17 protein-coding genes are annotated in these 16,480 nt (G+C 65.8%); 13 read left to right on the top strand and 4 right to left on the bottom strand.

The features are described from left to right. Genes cobJ through cobG form a run of 4 tightly spaced genes read right to left on the bottom strand, consistent with a single transcriptional unit; the run spans position 1 to position 4,376 of the window. A complete protein-coding gene (cobJ, locus tag ABE528_RS21575; RefSeq protein ID WP_346654020.1) occupies positions 1–1,707 on the bottom strand; it encodes a precorrin-3B C(17)-methyltransferase in 1,707 nt (568 codons plus the stop codon). Further along, complete coding sequence (locus ABE528_RS21570) at positions 1,695–2,429, bottom strand: precorrin-2 C(20)-methyltransferase (protein WP_152956939.1); 735 nt, start codon at positions 2,427–2,429, stop codon at positions 1,695–1,697. The genes cobJ and ABE528_RS21570 overlap by 13 nt, the downstream gene beginning before the upstream one ends. Further along, positions 2,426–3,052 carry a precorrin-8X methylmutase gene (locus ABE528_RS21565; protein WP_152956940.1) on the bottom strand — a complete coding sequence of 209 codons (627 nt, stop codon included), beginning with the start codon at positions 3,050–3,052 and terminating at the stop codon, positions 2,426–2,428. The genes ABE528_RS21570 and ABE528_RS21565 overlap by 4 nt, the downstream gene beginning before the upstream one ends. After that, on the bottom strand, positions 3,045–4,376 hold the full coding sequence (gene cobG / locus ABE528_RS21560) for a precorrin-3B synthase (protein ID WP_346654019.1): 1,332 nt from the start codon (positions 4,374–4,376) through the stop codon (positions 3,045–3,047). Before cobG ends, ABE528_RS21565 begins: the two co-directional genes overlap by 8 nt. A 180-nt stretch (positions 4,377–4,556) precedes the next feature. On the opposite strand from cobG, the gene cbiE reads away from it, so the two are divergent. The 13 genes from cbiE (at position 4,557) to cycA (ending at position 16,387) form a co-directional block, all read left to right on the top strand. Beyond that, entirely contained in the window at positions 4,557–5,768 is a 1,212-nt protein-coding gene (gene cbiE, locus ABE528_RS21555) for a precorrin-6y C5,15-methyltransferase (decarboxylating) subunit CbiE (RefSeq protein WP_346654018.1), read from the top strand. Beyond that, a complete protein-coding gene (locus ABE528_RS21550) occupies positions 5,761–6,855 on the top strand; it encodes a cobalt-precorrin-5B (C(1))-methyltransferase (RefSeq protein WP_346654017.1) in 1,095 nt (364 codons plus the stop codon). The genes cbiE and ABE528_RS21550 overlap by 8 nt, the downstream gene beginning before the upstream one ends. Then, complete coding sequence (locus ABE528_RS21545; protein WP_346654016.1) at positions 6,852–7,580, top strand: cobalt-precorrin-6A reductase; 729 nt, start codon at positions 6,852–6,854, stop codon at positions 7,578–7,580. The genes ABE528_RS21550 and ABE528_RS21545 overlap by 4 nt, the downstream gene beginning before the upstream one ends. A gap of 83 nt (positions 7,581–7,663) precedes the next feature. Next, entirely contained in the window at positions 7,664–7,894 is a 231-nt protein-coding gene (gene vapB / locus ABE528_RS21540) for a type II toxin-antitoxin system VapB family antitoxin (RefSeq protein ID WP_152956945.1), read from the top strand. Beyond that, a complete protein-coding gene (gene vapC / locus ABE528_RS21535; protein ID WP_152956946.1) occupies positions 7,894–8,313 on the top strand; it encodes a tRNA(fMet)-specific endonuclease VapC in 420 nt (139 codons plus the stop codon). Before vapB ends, vapC begins: the two co-directional genes overlap by 1 nt. A 120-nt stretch (positions 8,314–8,433) precedes the next feature. Next, complete coding sequence (locus ABE528_RS21530; protein ID WP_346654015.1) at positions 8,434–8,871, top strand: NfeD family protein; 438 nt, start codon at positions 8,434–8,436, stop codon at positions 8,869–8,871. Between the two features lie 27 nt (positions 8,872–8,898). Further along, positions 8,899–9,753: an SPFH domain-containing protein gene (locus tag ABE528_RS21525; RefSeq protein ID WP_152956948.1), complete on the top strand. Its 855-nt coding sequence runs from the start codon at positions 8,899–8,901 to the stop codon at positions 9,751–9,753. Between the two features lie 120 nt (positions 9,754–9,873). Beyond that, on the top strand, positions 9,874–10,263 hold the full coding sequence (locus tag ABE528_RS21520; protein WP_346654014.1) for a DUF2946 domain-containing protein: 390 nt from the start codon (positions 9,874–9,876) through the stop codon (positions 10,261–10,263). A 46-nt stretch (positions 10,264–10,309) separates the two neighbouring features. Beyond that, positions 10,310–10,795, top strand: a complete 486-nt coding sequence (locus ABE528_RS21515) for a copper chaperone PCu(A)C (protein WP_152956950.1) — start codon at positions 10,310–10,312, stop codon at positions 10,793–10,795. A 25-nt stretch (positions 10,796–10,820) separates the two neighbouring features. Further along, positions 10,821–11,258 carry a DUF2946 domain-containing protein gene (locus ABE528_RS21510; protein ID WP_346654013.1) on the top strand — a complete coding sequence of 146 codons (438 nt, stop codon included), beginning with the start codon at positions 10,821–10,823 and terminating at the stop codon, positions 11,256–11,258. 66 nt (positions 11,259–11,324) lie between these two features. Then, a complete protein-coding gene (locus ABE528_RS21505) occupies positions 11,325–13,382 on the top strand; it encodes a TonB-dependent copper receptor (RefSeq protein ID WP_346654012.1) in 2,058 nt (685 codons plus the stop codon). A 58-nt stretch (positions 13,383–13,440) separates the two neighbouring features. Beyond that, entirely contained in the window at positions 13,441–14,808 is a 1,368-nt protein-coding gene (locus tag ABE528_RS21500; RefSeq protein WP_152956953.1) for a PepSY domain-containing protein, read from the top strand. A gap of 172 nt (positions 14,809–14,980) precedes the next feature. Then, entirely contained in the window at positions 14,981–16,387 is a 1,407-nt protein-coding gene (gene cycA, locus ABE528_RS21495) for a D-serine/D-alanine/glycine transporter (RefSeq protein ID WP_152956954.1), read from the top strand. Positions 16,388–16,480 lie beyond the last annotated feature (93 nt).

The following is a 16,480-nucleotide window of genomic DNA, read 5'->3' as shown; positions in this document are numbered from 1 at the left end:
TCAGGGCGCGACCGGGTACCAGCGTGGGGTGTACACCCACTGCCCGCCATTGGCGCGGTCGAAGGTGCAGGTAGTGGACGAACCGACCAGTACCATGGTGCGCATGTCGACCATCTCCGGCGTCAGCTCGGCCAAGGTCACCACCCTCAGCGTCTGCCCCGGCCGGCCGATATCGCGCCCCAGCACCACCGGCGTCTGCCCATCACGGTGCCGGCGCACGACCTCCAGTGCCATGCCAAGCTGGTGCGGCCTGGATTTGGAAATCGGGTTGTAGAAGGCCAGTACCAGGTCGGCATGGGCCGCCAGGTCCAGGCGCTTTTCGATGATCGACCAAGGCTTGAGGTTGTCCGACAGCGACATCACGCAGAAGTCATGCCCCAGCGGCGCACCCGCTTGCGCGGCGGTTGCCAGCGAAGCCGATACCCCTGGCAGGATCTCGAGGTCGACACCGTGCCAGGCAGGGTCGCTGGACTCATGCAGGGCTTCGAGCACCGCCGCCGCCATGGCGAATACACCCGGGTCGCCCGAAGACACCACCACCACCGAGCGGCCCAGGGCCGCCAGCTCGAAGGCATGCCGCGCACGCTGCATCTCTTCACGGTTGTCGGTGCAGTGCTGCACCTGATCGTCACGGAACGGCCCGGCCATGCGCACGTAGGTCTCGTAGCCGAGGATATCTTCGGCACGCGCCAGCTCGGCCTTTACGGCAGGCACCATCAGCTCGGCAGCACCAGGGCCCAGGCCGATCACCGCCAATCGGCCACGCTTGCGGCCCAGGCTTGCCGTGTCGACCGGCCGTGGGGCCGCGGCGATGACCAGGCCCGACTGTTCGATCAGGCGAGCCTCGGGCAACGCCTCGGCAGCCATGTTGGCCAAGGTGCCGTTCATTGCCGCGAAACGCAGCACGACACCCAGTTCGGCGGCGGCCTCGTGCAACGATGGCTCGGCCATCGCCTGCTCGGCGACCAGCAGGCAAGCCAGCGAGGGCTCGGCAATGCCGGCCTCACGCAAGGCGCCACGCACCTGCTCGGCCAGACCGGGCCCGCCTGCAGCAAGCGCCACCACCACACAGCGCGGGTGGATCAGCAGCTCGTCACGGCTGGCCACGCGCGCGTCACAGCCGACATGGATGGTGCGCCGGGCCATGTCACTGGCCGGCAGGTGTGCCTGCGCAAGCCACGGTGCATCGCCCTCGACACGCACGCTTTCGCCGGCCAGCAGGTCGGAGACAAAGCGCTTGCCCTGCTCGAGGTCCGCCAGGGCATAGCCCTCGGGCGGATTGAGCAGGCAGGTGCCGAAGCGCAGTTCACCACTGGTGGTGATCGCCGCCGCCACACCCAGCGCTTCGCCGAGTTCGCGCGCCATGACGTTGACCCCGCTCAGGCCGCCCAGCAGCGGCACCACCGCGCTGCCGTCCTCGGCCACGGCCAGTACCGGCGGCTCTGCACCTTTTTCATCGAGCAGGCTGGCCAGGCTGCGGATGACGATGCCGGCTGCACACAGCGCGATGATCGGGGTGGCCTGCTGGTACAGCACGCGCAAGGTGTCGCCAAAGCCGTCGTAATACTGATCGGCGCCCTCCACCCGGCCACGCAGGCCGTGGATGGTCGCCTGTGGATAACACTGCTGGATACGCTGCGCCGTAGCGAGGCTGCCGCCACCGAGGATGACGATGGCCGGCGCCTGTTGCCTGTTCAGCCCTGCCATTTTTCCCCCGGCACGATGATCAGCGAGAAGTACGGCGAGGACTGCGGGTCCACCGCGTCCAGCGGCACGATCTTCTGGTTGGCCATGGTCGCCCGCTCGACATACAGCGCGCGCCCGTCCAAGCCCAGTTCGGCGAGCACCTGGCGCACCTTGGGGAAGTTGCGGCCCAGCTTCATGATCACCGCCGCATCGGCGTCTGCCAGCCGGCGCTTGAGCTCTTCGGCCGGCAACACGCCCGACAGTACCGACAGGCTCTGGTTGCGATACACCAGCGGCGCGCCCAGTACCGAGGCGCCACCGAGCATCGAACAGACGCCCGGGACCACTTCGGCCTCATGCTGCTGGGCCAGGCGGTCATGCAGGTACATGTAGGAACCGTAGAAGAACGGGTCACCTTCGCAGATCACCGCCACATCGCGGCCGGCATCCAGGTGCTCGGCTACCTGTACGGCCGCTTCATCGTAGAAATCGCTGATCACCTGCTCGTAGGACAGCGGCGCAGGCAGTGCCTCGGTAGTCACCGGGTACACCAGCGGCAGCAGGGTCTGCTCGGCTTGCAGGTGCGCCTCGATGATGCCGAAGGCGTTGCCGCGCTTGCCCTTGGCCACGAAGTAAGCCACCACGGGTGCCTCGCGCAGCAGGCGCAGTGCCTTGACGGTGATCAGTTCAGGGTCGCCGGGGCCTACGCCCAGGCCCAGCAGTCGTCCGCGCGGCGCCATCATTCCACCTCCGTGGCCAGGGCGTTGACCGCGGCAGCGGCCATCGCACTACCGCCCAGGCGGCCTTGCATGATCACGAACGGCACGCCGCGGCTGTCGGCAGCGAGCATCGCCTTGGACTCGGCGGCACCGACGAAGCCGACCGGGAAGCCGAGGATCAGGGCGGGCTTGGGCGCGCCGGCATCGATCATCTCCAGCAGGTAGAACAGCGCGGTCGGGGCATTGCCGATCACCACCACGCTGCCTTCCAGGTGCGGGCGCCACAGCTCCAGGGCAACGGCGGAGCGGGTGTTGCCGGCATCCTTGGCCAGGCCTGGCACGCTCGGGTCACGCAAGGTGCAGATCACCGGGTTGTTGGCGGGCAAGCGTGCGCGGGTGATGCCTTCGGCAACCATGTGCGCGTCGCAGAGGATCGGCGCGCCATTGGCCAGGGCCTCACGACCGGCGCGGCCGGCACCTTCGGAGAACTGCAAGCCATCGATGGCCTCGACCATGCCGCAGGCATGGATCACGCGCACGGCGAGTTTTTCCAGGTCTGCGGGAATCCGTTCGAGGCGGGCTTCCTCGCGGATGATCCGGAAGGAATTGCGATAGATCTCCTGACCATCGCGGATGTAGTCAATCATCAAGGTGCTCCGTCGGCAGGGCGAGCATGGCGCCTGCTTCATTCAAGGTAAGGTCGGTGCCGCGCAGGGCACCCAGGCCCGGCAGGTGCGCGTCACGCAGATACAGGTCATAGCGGCCAGGTGCACGGGCCAGCAAGGTAGCCGGGGCAACATGGGCCACGGCACAGGAACGGGGGCAACCGGACAGGTGCACGCTGCCGGGCACGCCGCTGCCCAGCAGCGCCGCCAGCTCGACGGCATCGGCCTTGGTCTCGGCCAGGCCCTTGGCGCAGCCACTGCTGCCGGTGCAGGCGACCATGCGCACCAAAGGCTCATCGGCCTGGCAGAGCAGGCCCAGCGCCGATAGCGCGGCACGGGCCTGTTCCAGGCCGGCAGCAGTGATATTGGTCAGCATCAGGCTTTGCCACGGGCTCAGGCGCAGGCTGCCATCACCCCATTGGCGGGCTACCCGGGCAGCACCCCGCAACATGGCGGGCGACAGGCGGCCCAACGGTGGCGCGACGCCCAACGCCATGCCATCGCGCTGGGTCACAGCCCCCAGCCATGGGTGTTCGGCCGCTTGGCGATGCCATTCAAGTACCGCCGTGTCACGGCGGATTTGCACACCGAGGCTGTTGATGAAGACCTCGGCCGGGCAGCCTTGCAGCAGTTGGCGCATGCGCGACTGCTCCGGGCTGGCCAGGTCGAGGAAGCGATCGAGCACCGCACGCACCAACGCCAGGCCCTGCTCCAGCGGCACCGCACCCAGCACCTGGCCATCGGCCGGGCAGCTGGCCAGGCCGAATGCCAGCCAGTCGCGCTGTTCCAGCCGCAGTGCCGAGAGCCACAAGTCGTGGGGGTGATCGAGCATCGCCACGCCCTCACCACCGTCGAGTTGCACAGCGAACTTGGCCGACAGCTCATGGAAGCGCGGCGTGCCTTGCAGCAAGTCGAGGATCTGCCCGGCCAACGGGCGTACATCCAGCAGCATCGACGGATCATGGCCAGCCAGGGGGCTGAGCATCAGGTTGCGCACGTCATCGCTGGCGGCGTCACGCGGACCAAGGCCGGCGGCCAGCAGGCTTTCGACCAGCCCGGCATGATCGCTGCCAATGCCGCGGATCTGCAGGTTGCCGCGGTTGGTGGCCTCGATCACCCCACCGGCGAATCGCTCGGCTGCCGCTGCCACCGCGTCTGCCTGGTCGGCCAGCAGCAGGCCACCGGGCAGCTTGATGCGGCAGATGCCACCGTCACGGGCGCTGACGATGCGCCACAACCCCGGGCAGGCCGAGGGACGGGGTGATGCTACGGGCGTGTTGGCTGGGGTCAAAGGGGCGTCCGGCAATCGCTGAAAATGCGCTTGAGTGTAGAAGGCGCGGTATTATGCCTGCTTTGTCCGGCGGCATGAAAAACCGGTGGTCGAGCATCCACAGCAATTGAGCAGAAATTCAGGACCGCGTCGCCCTTTTCGCGGGTAAACCCGCGAAAAGGGCGAAGCGGCCGCAAAAATGGCGGAACGAAACACATGACCCCCTGGCTGACAGTAGTAGGCATCGGCGAAGACGGCTTCAGCGGCCTGGGCAAACAGGCCCGGCGCGCCCTGCTGGGTGCCTCGCGGATCATCGGCAGCCCGCGCCAGCTGGCCCTGCTGCCGCGCTGCATCGGCGCCGAGCGGCAAGACTGGCCGACCCCGTTTTCCCTCGCACCGGTGTTGGCCCTGCGCGGTGAGCCGGTGTGCGTGCTGGCCAGCGGCGACCCGATGTTCTTTGGCGTCGGCGCCAGCCTGGCGCGGCAGGTGCCGGCTGCAGAAATGCAGGTGCTGTCGATGCCCTCTTCCTGTGCCCTGGCCGCCGCCCTCCTGGGCTGGCCGCTGCAGGAGGTGCAGGTGGTGTCGGTGGTCGCACGCCCGTTGGCGGCGCTCAATGCCAACCTGTACAGCGGCCAGCGCCTGCTGGTGCTGAGCAACGACGGCGATAGCCCTGCGGCGATCGCTGCACTGTTGCGTGAACGCGGTTTCGGGCCCAGCCGCCTGCACGTGCTGGAGCACCTCGGTGGTACGGCCGAGCGTCATCTCTGCGGCAGCGCCGATGACTGGCCCCACAGCGAAATCGCCGCCCTCAACCTGGTCGCCATCGAGTGCCTGGCCAGCCCGGACGCCATGCGTCTGTCGCCTGTGCCCGGGCTGCCGGATAGCGCCTTCCGCCACGACGGCCAGCTGACCAAGCGCGATGTGCGCGCCATCACCCTGGCGCGCCTGGCGCCGCAGCCCGGCGAATTGCTATGGGATGTCGGCGCCGGTTGCGGCTCGATCGGCATCGAATGGATGCGCGCCCACCCGGCCTGCCGCACCCTGGCCATCGAAGCCGACGAAGGTCGCCAGGGCTTCATCGAATACAACCGTGATGCCCTCGGCGTGCCTGGCCTGCAGCTGGTTCGCGGCAAGGCACCCGACGCCCTGGCCGAACTGGAACGCCCGGATGCGATCTTCATTGGCGGCGGTGTTACCCGCGAGGGTGTGTTGCCACTGTGCTGGGAACGCTTGCGTCCCGGTGGGCGGCTGGTGGCCAATGCGGTGACCCTGCAAAGCGAACTGGCCTTGGCGCATTTCCGTGAACAGCACGGCGGCGAGCTGACCCGTATCCATGTCGCCCAGGCCCAGCCACTGGGCGCCTTCGACACCTGGCGCCAGGCACTGCCGATCACCTTGCTCGACGTGGTGAAACCCCTCGATGCGTGAAGAAACCCGCGAGCAACCCGCGCCCCTGCGCAGCGGCCTGACCACCGGCAGCTGCGCCACCGCCACCAGCCTGGCCGCGGCCAAGTTGCTGCTGACTGGCCAGTGTGATGACGCGGTGAGCATCACCCTGCCCAAGGGCAAGGTGGTGCAGATGCGCCTGGAGTTCTGCCGCCTGGTAGACGAACGCGCTGAAGCCGGCACGCTCAAGGATGCCGGCGACGACCCGGACGTCACCCACGGCGCCCTGCTCTACAGCCAGATCCGCCTGCAGGCGCAACCCGGCATACGCTTCGTCGCAGGCCAGGGCGTCGGTACCGTCACCCGCCCCGGCCTGGTGCTGGCGGTGGGTGAGCCGGCGATCAACCCGGTGCCACGGCGGATGATCAGCGAGCACCTGCAGCAGTTGGCTGACGACTGCGGCTATCCGGGCGGCTTCGAGGTCACGGTCAATGTGCAGGGCGGCGAACAGCTGGCGCTGAAGACCATGAACCCGCGCCTGGGCATCCTCGGCGGGCTGTCGATTCTCGGCACCAGTGGTATCGTCCGGCCTTTCTCCTGCGCGGCGTATATCGCCTCGATCCACCAGGGTATCGACGTCGCCCACACCAACGGCTACACCCACATCGCCGCCTGCACCGGCAACGCCAGCGAAGACACCATGCGCCGGGTCTACAACCTGCCCGAGATCGCCCTGATCGAGATGGGCGACTTCGTCGGCGCAGTGCTCAAGCACGTACGCAAGGTGCCGGTGCCACGCCTGACCTTGTGCGGTGGTTTCGGCAAGATCAGCAAGCTGGCTGCCGGCCACATGGACCTGCACAGCCGCCACTCCAGCATCGACCTGCCGCAACTGGCCGGCTGGGCCGCGGACATCGGCGCCGACGCCGAGTTGCAAGCGGCCATCATTGCCGCCAACACCAGCCAGCAAGCACTGGCCCTGGCACATGCCGCCGGTATCGCCCTGGGCGACGCGGTGTGCGCCCATGCCCTGGCCTTTGCACGCAGCGTGGTGCCGGCTCAGGTGCAGGTCGAAGTGTTTGCCATCGACCGCCAGGGCGGCATCGTCGGCAAGGCAGGTGTGCAATGAACCACCGTATCCTGCTGCTCGGCGGCGTCACCGAAGCCTTGGCCATCGCCCGCCAGCTCGGCCCCGAACACGTCTACAGCCTGGCCGGCATCGGCCGCGTGCCGCAGGACCTGGCGTGCCAGGTAAGGGTCGGTGGCTATGGGGGCGCTGAGGGCCTCGCCGCTTACCTGCGTGAAGCTGGCATTACTCTGCTGATAGATGCCACCCACCCGTATGCCGCGCAGATCAGCCGCAACGCGGCCGGCGCCGCGCAGACCGCCGGCATCCCCTGCTGGGCCTTGCGCCGCCCGGCCTGGCAGGCGCAACCGGGGGACGACTGGCGCGAAGTGGAAGACTGGGCAGGGCTGATCGAGGCGCTCAAGCCGTTCAAGCGACCACTGTTCACGCTCGGGCGCGAGCCGCTGCAACATCTTGCGGAGATTCCGCCGGAGCAGTTCTGGACCTTGCGCGCGCTGGAAGCCTGCGCGGGCAATGAGCGCTGTGAGGTAATCGGCGCACGTGGGCCGTTTCAGATCGAAGACGAGCGGGCGCTGTTCGAACGCCGCCGCATCGATGTACTGGTCAGCAAGAACAGTGGCAGCGTAGCGACCGAGCCGAAGCTCGATGTAGCGCGGGAACGCGGCGTGCCGGTGCTGATACTGAAACGCCCTGCATTACCTGTGGTGGATCGGGAATTCACCCAGGCAGGCCTATTGCTGACCAAGATCAAGGACTGTTTGAAATGACGCCAGAGCGTATATCCCGTTGACATATACGCCCTCTCACTTATAACTCCAGTCACAGTTTGCTGCTTCCAAGGAGGCCCATCATGGAGCAAGGTGCAGTCTTCAAAAGTAACCGCAGCCAGGCCATCCGTTTGCCGAAATCCGTTGCCCTTCCCGATGAAGTGACCCGCGTAGACATCGTTGCCGTGGGGCGAACCCGCATCATCAGCCCAGCAGGTGAGTCATGGGACAGCTGGTTTGATGGCAACGACGCAAGTACGGACTTCATGGCCAGCCGTGATCAACCTGCCGACCAGGAACGCGAAGGGTTTTAATGCTCAGGTACATGCTCGACACGAACATCTGCATCTTCACTATCAAGAACAAACCACAATTGGTTCGTGAAGCGTTCAACCGCCACCACGGTCAGATGGCCATCAGTACCGTTACGTTAATGGAGCTGGTGTCTGGCGCAGAGAAATCAGCACACCCCGAGCGCAATCTCTCGGTAGTGGAAGGCTTCGCTGCCCGCCTGGAAGTACTCGATTACGATAATCAGGCAGCCGAACACAGTGGGCAACTACGTGCAGAATTGGCACTGGCTGGGACACCGATCGGTCCATTCGACCAGCTGATAGCTGGCCATGCCCGGGCTCGGGGGCTGGTGCTCGTAACCAACAACCTGCGTGAATTCCAACGAGTCCCAGGTTTGAGAGTTGAAGACTGGCTGGCCAATCCTGCCGTCCGGGCCTAACGCGGAAATTTCCTCCCCATCACCTCGTCATCGGCAACGAAACACTCAGAAATTTCCAAGTGGCCATTCGCCCACTGAGCACTTTAGACTTTGCGCCTCCCCTTGGAAGGCGTGATTCATATGGAAATGCAATGGTGGATCTGGCTGGTCTTCGGTATCGGCCTGATCCTGCTCGAACTGGTCCTGCCCACGTTCTTCATCATCTGGTTCGGCATCGGTGCCGTGCTGGTCTCGCTCATCGCCCTGGCCGCCCCCGCCCTGCAACTGGATATGCAGGTGCTGCTGTGGGTGCTGTTCTCCTCGGTAACCACGTTCCTCTGGTTCAAGCTGTTCAAACGCAAGCAACCGGACGTGCGCTGGACTGCCGACAGCGTGATCGGTGAAGTCGGGCTGCTGACCAGCAGTGTCTCGCCATTCCAGAAAGGCCGCGTGCGTTTCCAGAAGCCACTGCTCGGCAACGAGGAATGGACCTGCGTCGCCGACAGCGACATCCCGGCAGGCGAGCGTGTGCGGCTCGTCACCATCGAAGGCAATACCGCCCGGGTAGTCCGGGCCTGAATCGGCATTTAAAAGGAAGTTTGCATCATGACCAGTCTCATCGTCGTCGGCGCCATCGCCCTGTTTGTCCTGATCACCGTGTTCAAGGGGGTGCGTATCGTGCCCCAGGGCGAGGAGTGGATCGTCGAGCGCCTGGGCCGCTACCACAGCACCCTCAAACCCGGCCTGAACATCGTCATCCCGTACATGGATGTAGTTGCCTACCGCCTGCCGACCAAGGACATCATCCTCGACGTGCAGGAGCAGGAGATCATCACCCGTGACAACGCGGTGATCGTCGCCAACGCCCTGTGCTTCGCCAAGGTGGTCGACCCGCAGAAGGCCTCTTACGGCGTGCAGAACTTCTCGTTCGCCGTCACCAGCCTGACCATGACCTCGCTGCGCGCCATCGTCGGCGCCATGGACCTGGACGAAGCGCTGTCGAGCCGCGAACAGATCAAGGCGCGCTTGCGTGAAGCGATGTCCGAGCAGACCGAAGACTGGGGCGTGACCGTGCGCTCGGTGGAGATCCAGGACATCAAGCCGTCAGAGAACATGCAGCTGGCCATGGAACGCCAGGCGGCCGCCGAGCGTGAGCGTAAAGCCGACGTGACCCGTGCCGAGGGGGCCAAGCAGGCGGCGATCCTCGAAGCCGAGGCGCGCCTGCAGTCGGCCAAGCTGGATGCCGAAGCGCAGATCAACCTGGCCGAGGCCTCGGCGCGGGCCATTTCGCTGGTCAAGGAAGCGGTGGGCAACGAGACCGTACCGGCCATGTACCTGCTGGGCGAGCGTTATGTGGGAGCCATGGAGAACCTGGCCAGCAGCAGCAATGCCAAAGTCGTGGTGCTGCCAGCGGACCTGCAGGAGACCGTGCGCGGGCTGATGGGCCGCAACAAGGCTTGAGCATTCCGGGGCTGCTTCGCGGCCCCAAACCACCCCGCCTGCGTCACTTCACCGCACCCCAGCATTTTTACCTATACTCCGCCTTACAATACCGCCCACGATTCCTGACCGGATCTCTCCATGCCCCCACGTCGGCACATTGCCTGGATAGCCTGCCTAGCAGTGCTGTTCAACCTGCTGGCCATGCCGCTGTCTTCTGCCGCGCCCAAAGGCCCGGCCGAGCAGCTGCTGTGGGGGGCTTTCTGTTCCAGCCTGGCCGGCAAGGCCAAGGCCGATGTCCAGGCCCTGGCCAAGATCGACCTCGGCACGCAAAGCGACCAGCACGCCAACATGCAGCACTGCTGGTGCTGTTCGGGCGCTGCACCGCTGCTGGCCCTGCCGGGTTATCCGCCGCAACTGCACAACCCGCCGACGCTGTTGGCCAGGCGCGAGCCGCCACCTGCCAGTTACCAACCCACGCCGCGCCAGCTATGGCCCGCGCTCAATCCCCGTGCCTCTCCGCTGGTCTGAGTTCATCACGCTGTCTGCCTGAACCTGAACCGATCGGAGACTCACCATGCTCAAGCAAGCCCTTGTCCTGGCTGCCCTGTTGCTGCCCGGCGCCTACGCCAACGCCCATGAATACACCGTGGGCGACCTGCACATCGCCCACCCGTGGTCACTGCAATTACCGCCCAACGCCCCTAACGTTGCCGCCTATTTCGTTGTGCACAACAACGGCAAGGCCGATGACCGTCTGCTCGGTGTCGACAGCCCGATCAGCGATGACGCACAGCTGCATGAGCACGCCATGAGCGCCAGCGGCGCGATGAAGATGCAGCAGGTACAAAGCGTGGCAGTGCCCGCCGGCAAAGACCTGGTGTTCGCCCCCAGCGCTTACCACGTGATGCTGATGCAGCCCAAGGACCGCAGCCTGCTTACCGACGGCAAGCGCTTCCCGCTGACCCTGCACTTCGAGAAGGCTGGCGACATCACCGTCGACGTGGCCGTTCAGAAGCAGGCGCCAGCGGACCAGCCCCAGGGCCACGAACACGCGCACTGACGCCCGCTGACAGGCGCTCGCCAACATGAGCCTGCCGCGCAACAGTTTCAGCCGTACCACCCGCCCTGAACGCAGGCGCGTCGGTGGCGGCTGGCTGAGCCTGTTCGCCATGTGGATGATCTTCATCGGCCCGCTGATTTCCCAGTCGATGCCGATGGACCACCACGCCGGCATGAGCATGCCGATGGACATGTCGATGTCCATGCCTGCGGCCCACGCTCATGGCAGCGATACCCATCACGGCCACGGCAACGATGGCCAGTTGCATGTGATGTGGGAAAAGTGTGGCTACTGCAGCCTGCTGTTCAACTGCCCGGCCTTGCCGCAAACCCTCAGCCCGCTCAGCGTCGCCAGCGCAGTTCCCCCCACCCTCCTCCCGGCCCCCACGCGCCAGGGCCATGCCCGGCAGGCTGTGTTCCCCGGTGCGCGCAGCCGCGCGCCACCCCTTTCGATCAGCGTCTGACACCGCCGTTATCGCCCGGAGCCAGGAGGCTTCGCGCACACTCATGACTGATCGACTGGAATCATTATGTCCGGCTGCACCCCTGTTTTATTCCCAACCCTGCGAGGGACATTCGCCGCGCTGTGCGGCTCGCTGCTCGCGCCCATGGCCCTGGCTGCCGAACCTGGCCATGAAGGCCCTGAGGCCGAGCTGAGCCCGACGGTGATCACCGCGCTTGCGCCGAGCTCGCCGCTGACTGTGGTCACCAACCCCAAGGACCCGCGCCAACCCGTGCCGGCCAGCGACGGGGCCGACTACCTGAAGACCATCCCCGGCTTCTCGGCCATCCGCGCCGGTGGCACCAATGGCGACCCGGTGCTGCGCGGCATGTTCGGCTCGCGCCTGAACATCCTCACCAACGGCGGCGTGATGCTCGGCGCCTGCCCCAATCGCATGGACGCCCCGACCTCCTACATCGCCCCGGAAACCTACGACCGCCTGACCGTGATCAAAGGCCCGCAAAGCGTGATCTGGGGACCAGGCGGCTCGGCGGGCACCATCCTCTTCGAGCGTGAGCCGGAGAAGTTCGGCACCCTCGGCAGCCGGGTCAACGCCAGCCTGCTGGCCGGCTCCAACGGCCGCTTCGACAAGGTGCTCGATGCGGCGGCCGGCAACAGCCAGGGCTATGCGCGCTTCGTCGGCAACCAGTCGCACTCGGACGATTACCACGATGGCAACGGCGACACCGTGCCTTCGCGCTGGGAGAAATGGAACGGCGACGTGGCCCTGGGCTGGACGCCCGACCAAGACACGCTGCTCGAACTCACCGCCGGCAAGGGTGACGGCGAGGCACGCTATGCCGGCCGTGGCATGGATGGCGCGCAATTCAAGCGCGAAAGCCTGGGCCTGCGTTTTGAAAAGTCCAACCTCGGCGAGGTGCTCGACAAGGTCGAGGCGCAGGTCTACTACAACTACGCCGACCACGTGATGGACAACTACAGCCTGCGTACCCCCTCGGGCACCGGCATGATGGCCGGCCCCATGGCCGCCGCCGTCGACCGCCGCACCTTGGGTGCACGGATCAAGGCCACCTGGCGCTGGGCCGACGTGCAACTGGTCAGCGGCATCGATGCGCAGACCAACGAGCACCGCGCACGCAGCGCCATGGGCATCGACACCTACAAGGACAAGCCCTGGGAGAAGGACGCCGATTTCCACAACTACGGCGCATTCGGCGAACTGACCTGGTACGCCACCGCTGAAGATCGCCTGATCACCGGCGCCCGCCTGGACCGCGCCTCGGCCCGGGACTTGCGCGATGACAGCGCCACCAACGGCGACACCCGCGCCGACACGCTACCCAGCGGTTTCATCCGCTACGAGCACGACCTGGCAGCGCTGCCGGCCACCACCTACCTCGGCCTCGGCCACGCCCAGCGCTTCCCGGACTACTGGGAACTGTTCTCCCCGGACCAGGGCCCTGCCGGCTCGGTGAATGCCTTCGACAGCATCAAGCCCGAGAAGACCACCCAGCTCGACTTTGGCATCCAGTACCGCGACGAGCGCCTGGACGCCTGGGCCTCGGGCTACGTCGGGCAGATTCGCGACTACATCCTGTTCGACTACCGCACCGGGATGATGGGCATGAGCAGCTCCCAGGCACAGAACATCGACGCCCGCATCATGGGCGGCGAACTGGGCGCGGCCTACAAGCTCACCGAGCGCTGGAAGGCCGATGCCACCCTGGCCTACGCCTGGGGCAAGAACAGCAGCGACGGCAAGGCACTGCCGCAGATGCCTCCGCTGGAAAGCCGCCTGGGCCTGACCTACAGCCGCGACAGCTGGAGCGCCGGAGCGCTGTGGCGCCTGGTGGCTGAGCAGAACCGCATCGCCGAAAACCAGGGCAACGTGGTCGGCAAGGACTTCGACAAGAGCGCCGGCTTCGGCGTGTTCTCGCTCAACGGCGCCTACAAGGTGAACCACAACCTCAAGCTCAGCGCGGGGGTCGACAACCTGTTCGACAAGGCCTACGCCGAGCACCTGAACCTGGCCGGGAATGCCGGGTTCGGCTACCCGGCCAATGATCCACAGCCGGTGAACGAGCCAGGCAGGACCTTCTGGACCAAGGTCGATTTCAGCTTCTGACAACAACAACGGGCGCGGCTTCGGGCGCGCCCATCAGCTGGTCAAACAGGAGGTTCCCATGAGCGGAACACGCGTTTCCTTCTACAACCTGGCCTGGCGCTGGCACTTCTATGCCGGGCTGTTCGTCGCCCCTTTCATGATCCTGCTGGCACTCACCGGGATCATCTACCTGTTCAAGCCGCAGCTCGACCCGCTGCTGTACCGTGACTTGATGGTGGTCGAAGCCGGCCACCACCGACAGGGCGCCGACACGCTGCTGGCCGAAGTGCGCCAGGCCTACCCGAAAGGCCATGTCGGCCAGTACCTGCCGCCGATCAATGCCGAGCGCAGCGCGCAGTTCGTGGTGCATGACGCTGGCCGCGAGCTGAACGTGTTCGTTGACCCGTACAGCGGCAAGATCCTTGGCGAGCAGGACGGCAAGCAGAACCTGCAGGCCATCGCCCGCGCCCTGCACGGCGAACTGATGGTCGGCACGGTCGGTGACCGCCTGGTGGAACTGGCTGCCGGCTGGGGCATCGTGCTGGTGGTGTCTGGCCTGTACCTGTGGTGGCCACGCGGGCGCAACGGTGCCGGCGTGCTGTGGCCACGCTTCGCGGCGAAAGGCCGGTTGTTCTGGCGCGACCTGCATGCCGTGACCGGGTTCTGGGGTTCTGCCCTGCTGTTGCTGATGCTGGTCAGCGGCATGACCTGGACCGGCCTGTGGGGCAAGCAGTACGCCGATCTGTGGAACCGCTTTCCGGCTGCAATGTGGAATGACGTGCCCAAGTCGGACCAGGAGGCGCGCGAACTGAACAGCGCGCATCGCCAGACCGTGCCATGGGCGATGGAGAACACGCCGATGCCGCAATCCGGCGCCCATGCCGAGCATGCCGGGCACCACAGGATGGACAGTGCACCGGCTGCGCCACAGGTCAGCCTGCAGCAGGTGGAAGACATCGCCACGGCGCGCCAGGTCGCGCCGGGCTACAGCATCACCACGCCGACCACTGCCGAAGGCGTGTACACCATCGCCGTGTTCGCCGACGACCCGCGCAACGATGCCACCCTGCATGTCGACCAGTACACCGGCAAGGTGCTGGCCGACGTGCGCTGGCAGGACTACAGCCCGGTGGCCCGCGCTACCGAGCTGGGCGTGATGCTGCACGAGGGCAAGATGTTCGGGGCGCTGAACCAGATCATCATCCTGCTGGTGTGCCTGATGATCCTGCTGGGTTCGGTGAGCGGCCTGGTGATGTGGTGGAAACGCCGGCCGGAGGGTGGCCTGGGCGTACCGCCGCTGCGCCATGACCTGCCGCGCTGGAAGGCGGCAGTGGGGGTGATGCTGGTGCTGGGCGTGATGTTCCCGCTGGTGGGGGTGTCGATGGTGGTGATGTGGGTGGTGGATAGCCTGCTGGTGAAGCGCCGCCGGGTGCTGGCCAATGCCTGAGTGTTGACCTGCACCGGCCTCTTCGCGGGTAAAGCCGCGAAGAGGCCGGCACAGGAGAAATGCTGCACCGCAATAGTCGAGTCGATCTGTCGCGCGTCTATCTGGCACGAGCGTGTTAGCCTACCCGGCTACCTCTGACAAGCAGACTGACCTTTCAAGGGATTGCAGCTTTATGACGCAAACTTCTCCGACTGCGCCAGGTGACCAGCATCTGCAGCGCAACCTGACCAACCGCCATATCCAGCTGATCGCCATTGGCGGCGCCATCGGCACCGGGCTGTTCATGGGCTCGGGCAAGACCATCAGCCTGGCCGGGCCGTCGATCATCTTCGTCTACATGATCATTGGCTTCATGCTGTTCTTCGTCATGCGCGCCATGGGCGAACTGCTGCTGTCGAACCTCAACTACAAGTCGTTCATCGACTTCTCCGCCGACCTGCTCGGCCCCTGGGCTGGCTATTTCACTGGCTGGACCTACTGGTTCTGCTGGGTGGTCACCGGCATCGCCGACGTGGTCGCGATCGCCGCCTACACGCAATTCTGGTTCCCCGACCTGCCGCAGTGGATACCGGCGCTGACCTGTGTCGGCCTGCTGCTGTCGCTGAACCTGGTGACGGTTAAAATGTTCGGCGAGCTGGAGTTCTGGTTCGCCCTGGTCAAGATCGTCGCCATCCTCGGCCTGGTGGTTACCGGCCTGTACATGGTCATCACCGGCTTCACCTCGCCGAGCGGGCGCACTGCACAACTGGCCAACCTGTGGAACGATGGCGGCATGTTCCCCAATGGCCTGATGGGCTTTTTCGCCGGCTTCCAGATCGCCGTGTTCGCCTTCGTCGGCATCGAGCTGGTGGGCACCACTGCGGCTGAGGCGAAGAACCCCGAGCGCACCCTGCCACGGGCGATCAACTCGATCCCGATCCGCATCATCGTGTTCTACGTGCTGGCGCTGATTGCGATCATGGCGGTAACCCCATGGCGCGACGTGGTACCGGGCAAAAGCCCGTTCGTGGAACTGTTCGTGCTGGCCGGTCTGCCGGCAGCGGCGAGCATCATCAACTTCGTGGTGCTGACCTCGGCCGCTTCGTCGGCCAACAGCGGCGTGTTCTCCACCAGCCGCATGCTCTATGGCCTGTCCCAGGAAGGCGATGCGCCCAAGGCGTTCGAGAAACTGTCGAGCCGCTCGGTGCCGGCCAACGGCCTGTACTTCTCCTGCACCTGCCTGCTGCTGGGCGCGGTGCTGATCTACCTGGTGCCAAACGTGATCGAAGCGTTCACCCTGGTCACCACGGTGTCGGCGGTGCTGTTCATGTTCGTCTGGACGCTGATCCTGCTGTCGTACCTGAAGTACCGCACGCACCGCGATGCGCTGCACCAGGCGTCGAAGTACAAGATGCCGGGCGGGCGCTTCATGTGCTACGTGTGCCTGGCGTTCTTCGCCTTTATCCTGGTGTTGCTGAGCCTGGAAGCAGACACCCGCTCGGCGCTGGTGGTGACGCCGATCTGGTTCCTGCTGCTGGCGGTGACCTACCAGTTCGTGCGTAGCCGCCGTCATCCGCGCTCGGCGGTGCGTAACGGCTGATGGCCAAGGGGGCTGCTTTGCAGCCCAGCGCCCGGGGGGGCGGGGGCCCCCCCCGCACGCCCATATAAAGTGTTGGGGCGCGAGTGCGGGCGG

Origin of the sequence: Pseudomonas sp. TWI628 (genome assembly GCF_039673865.1) — a bacterium.
In the GTDB taxonomy this organism is placed as follows: domain Bacteria; phylum Pseudomonadota; class Gammaproteobacteria; order Pseudomonadales; family Pseudomonadaceae; genus Aquipseudomonas.
This window is presented reverse-complemented; position numbering and strand designations above follow the sequence as displayed.

Bases quoted from the DNA above. Each gene is read 5' to 3' on its own strand.
- cobJ (WP_346654020.1), bottom strand. From the start codon at position 1,707: ATGGCAGGGCTGAACAGGCAACAGGCGCCGGCCATCGTCATCCTCGGT.
- ABE528_RS21570 (WP_152956939.1), bottom strand. From the start codon at position 2,429: ATGATGGCGCCGCGCGGACGACTGCTGGGCCTGGGCGTAGGCCCCGGC.
- ABE528_RS21565 (WP_152956940.1), bottom strand. From the start codon at position 3,052: ATGATTGACTACATCCGCGATGGTCAGGAGATCTATCGCAATTCCTTC.
- cbiE (WP_346654018.1), top strand. From the start codon at position 4,557: ATGACCCCCTGGCTGACAGTAGTAGGCATCGGCGAAGACGGCTTCAGC.
- ABE528_RS21550 (WP_346654017.1), top strand. From the start codon at position 5,761: ATGCGTGAAGAAACCCGCGAGCAACCCGCGCCCCTGCGCAGCGGCCTG.
- ABE528_RS21545 (WP_346654016.1), top strand. From the start codon at position 6,852: ATGAACCACCGTATCCTGCTGCTCGGCGGCGTCACCGAAGCCTTGGCC.
- vapB (WP_152956945.1), top strand. From the start codon at position 7,664: ATGGAGCAAGGTGCAGTCTTCAAAAGTAACCGCAGCCAGGCCATCCGT.
- vapC (WP_152956946.1), top strand. From the start codon at position 7,894: ATGCTCAGGTACATGCTCGACACGAACATCTGCATCTTCACTATCAAG.
- ABE528_RS21530 (WP_346654015.1), top strand. From the start codon at position 8,434: ATGGAAATGCAATGGTGGATCTGGCTGGTCTTCGGTATCGGCCTGATC.
- ABE528_RS21525 (WP_152956948.1), top strand. From the start codon at position 8,899: ATGACCAGTCTCATCGTCGTCGGCGCCATCGCCCTGTTTGTCCTGATC.
- ABE528_RS21520 (WP_346654014.1), top strand. From the start codon at position 9,874: ATGCCCCCACGTCGGCACATTGCCTGGATAGCCTGCCTAGCAGTGCTG.
- ABE528_RS21515 (WP_152956950.1), top strand. From the start codon at position 10,310: ATGCTCAAGCAAGCCCTTGTCCTGGCTGCCCTGTTGCTGCCCGGCGCC.
- ABE528_RS21510 (WP_346654013.1), top strand. From the start codon at position 10,821: ATGAGCCTGCCGCGCAACAGTTTCAGCCGTACCACCCGCCCTGAACGC.
- ABE528_RS21505 (WP_346654012.1), top strand. From the start codon at position 11,325: ATGTCCGGCTGCACCCCTGTTTTATTCCCAACCCTGCGAGGGACATTC.
- ABE528_RS21500 (WP_152956953.1), top strand. From the start codon at position 13,441: ATGAGCGGAACACGCGTTTCCTTCTACAACCTGGCCTGGCGCTGGCAC.
- cycA (WP_152956954.1), top strand. From the start codon at position 14,981: ATGACGCAAACTTCTCCGACTGCGCCAGGTGACCAGCATCTGCAGCGC.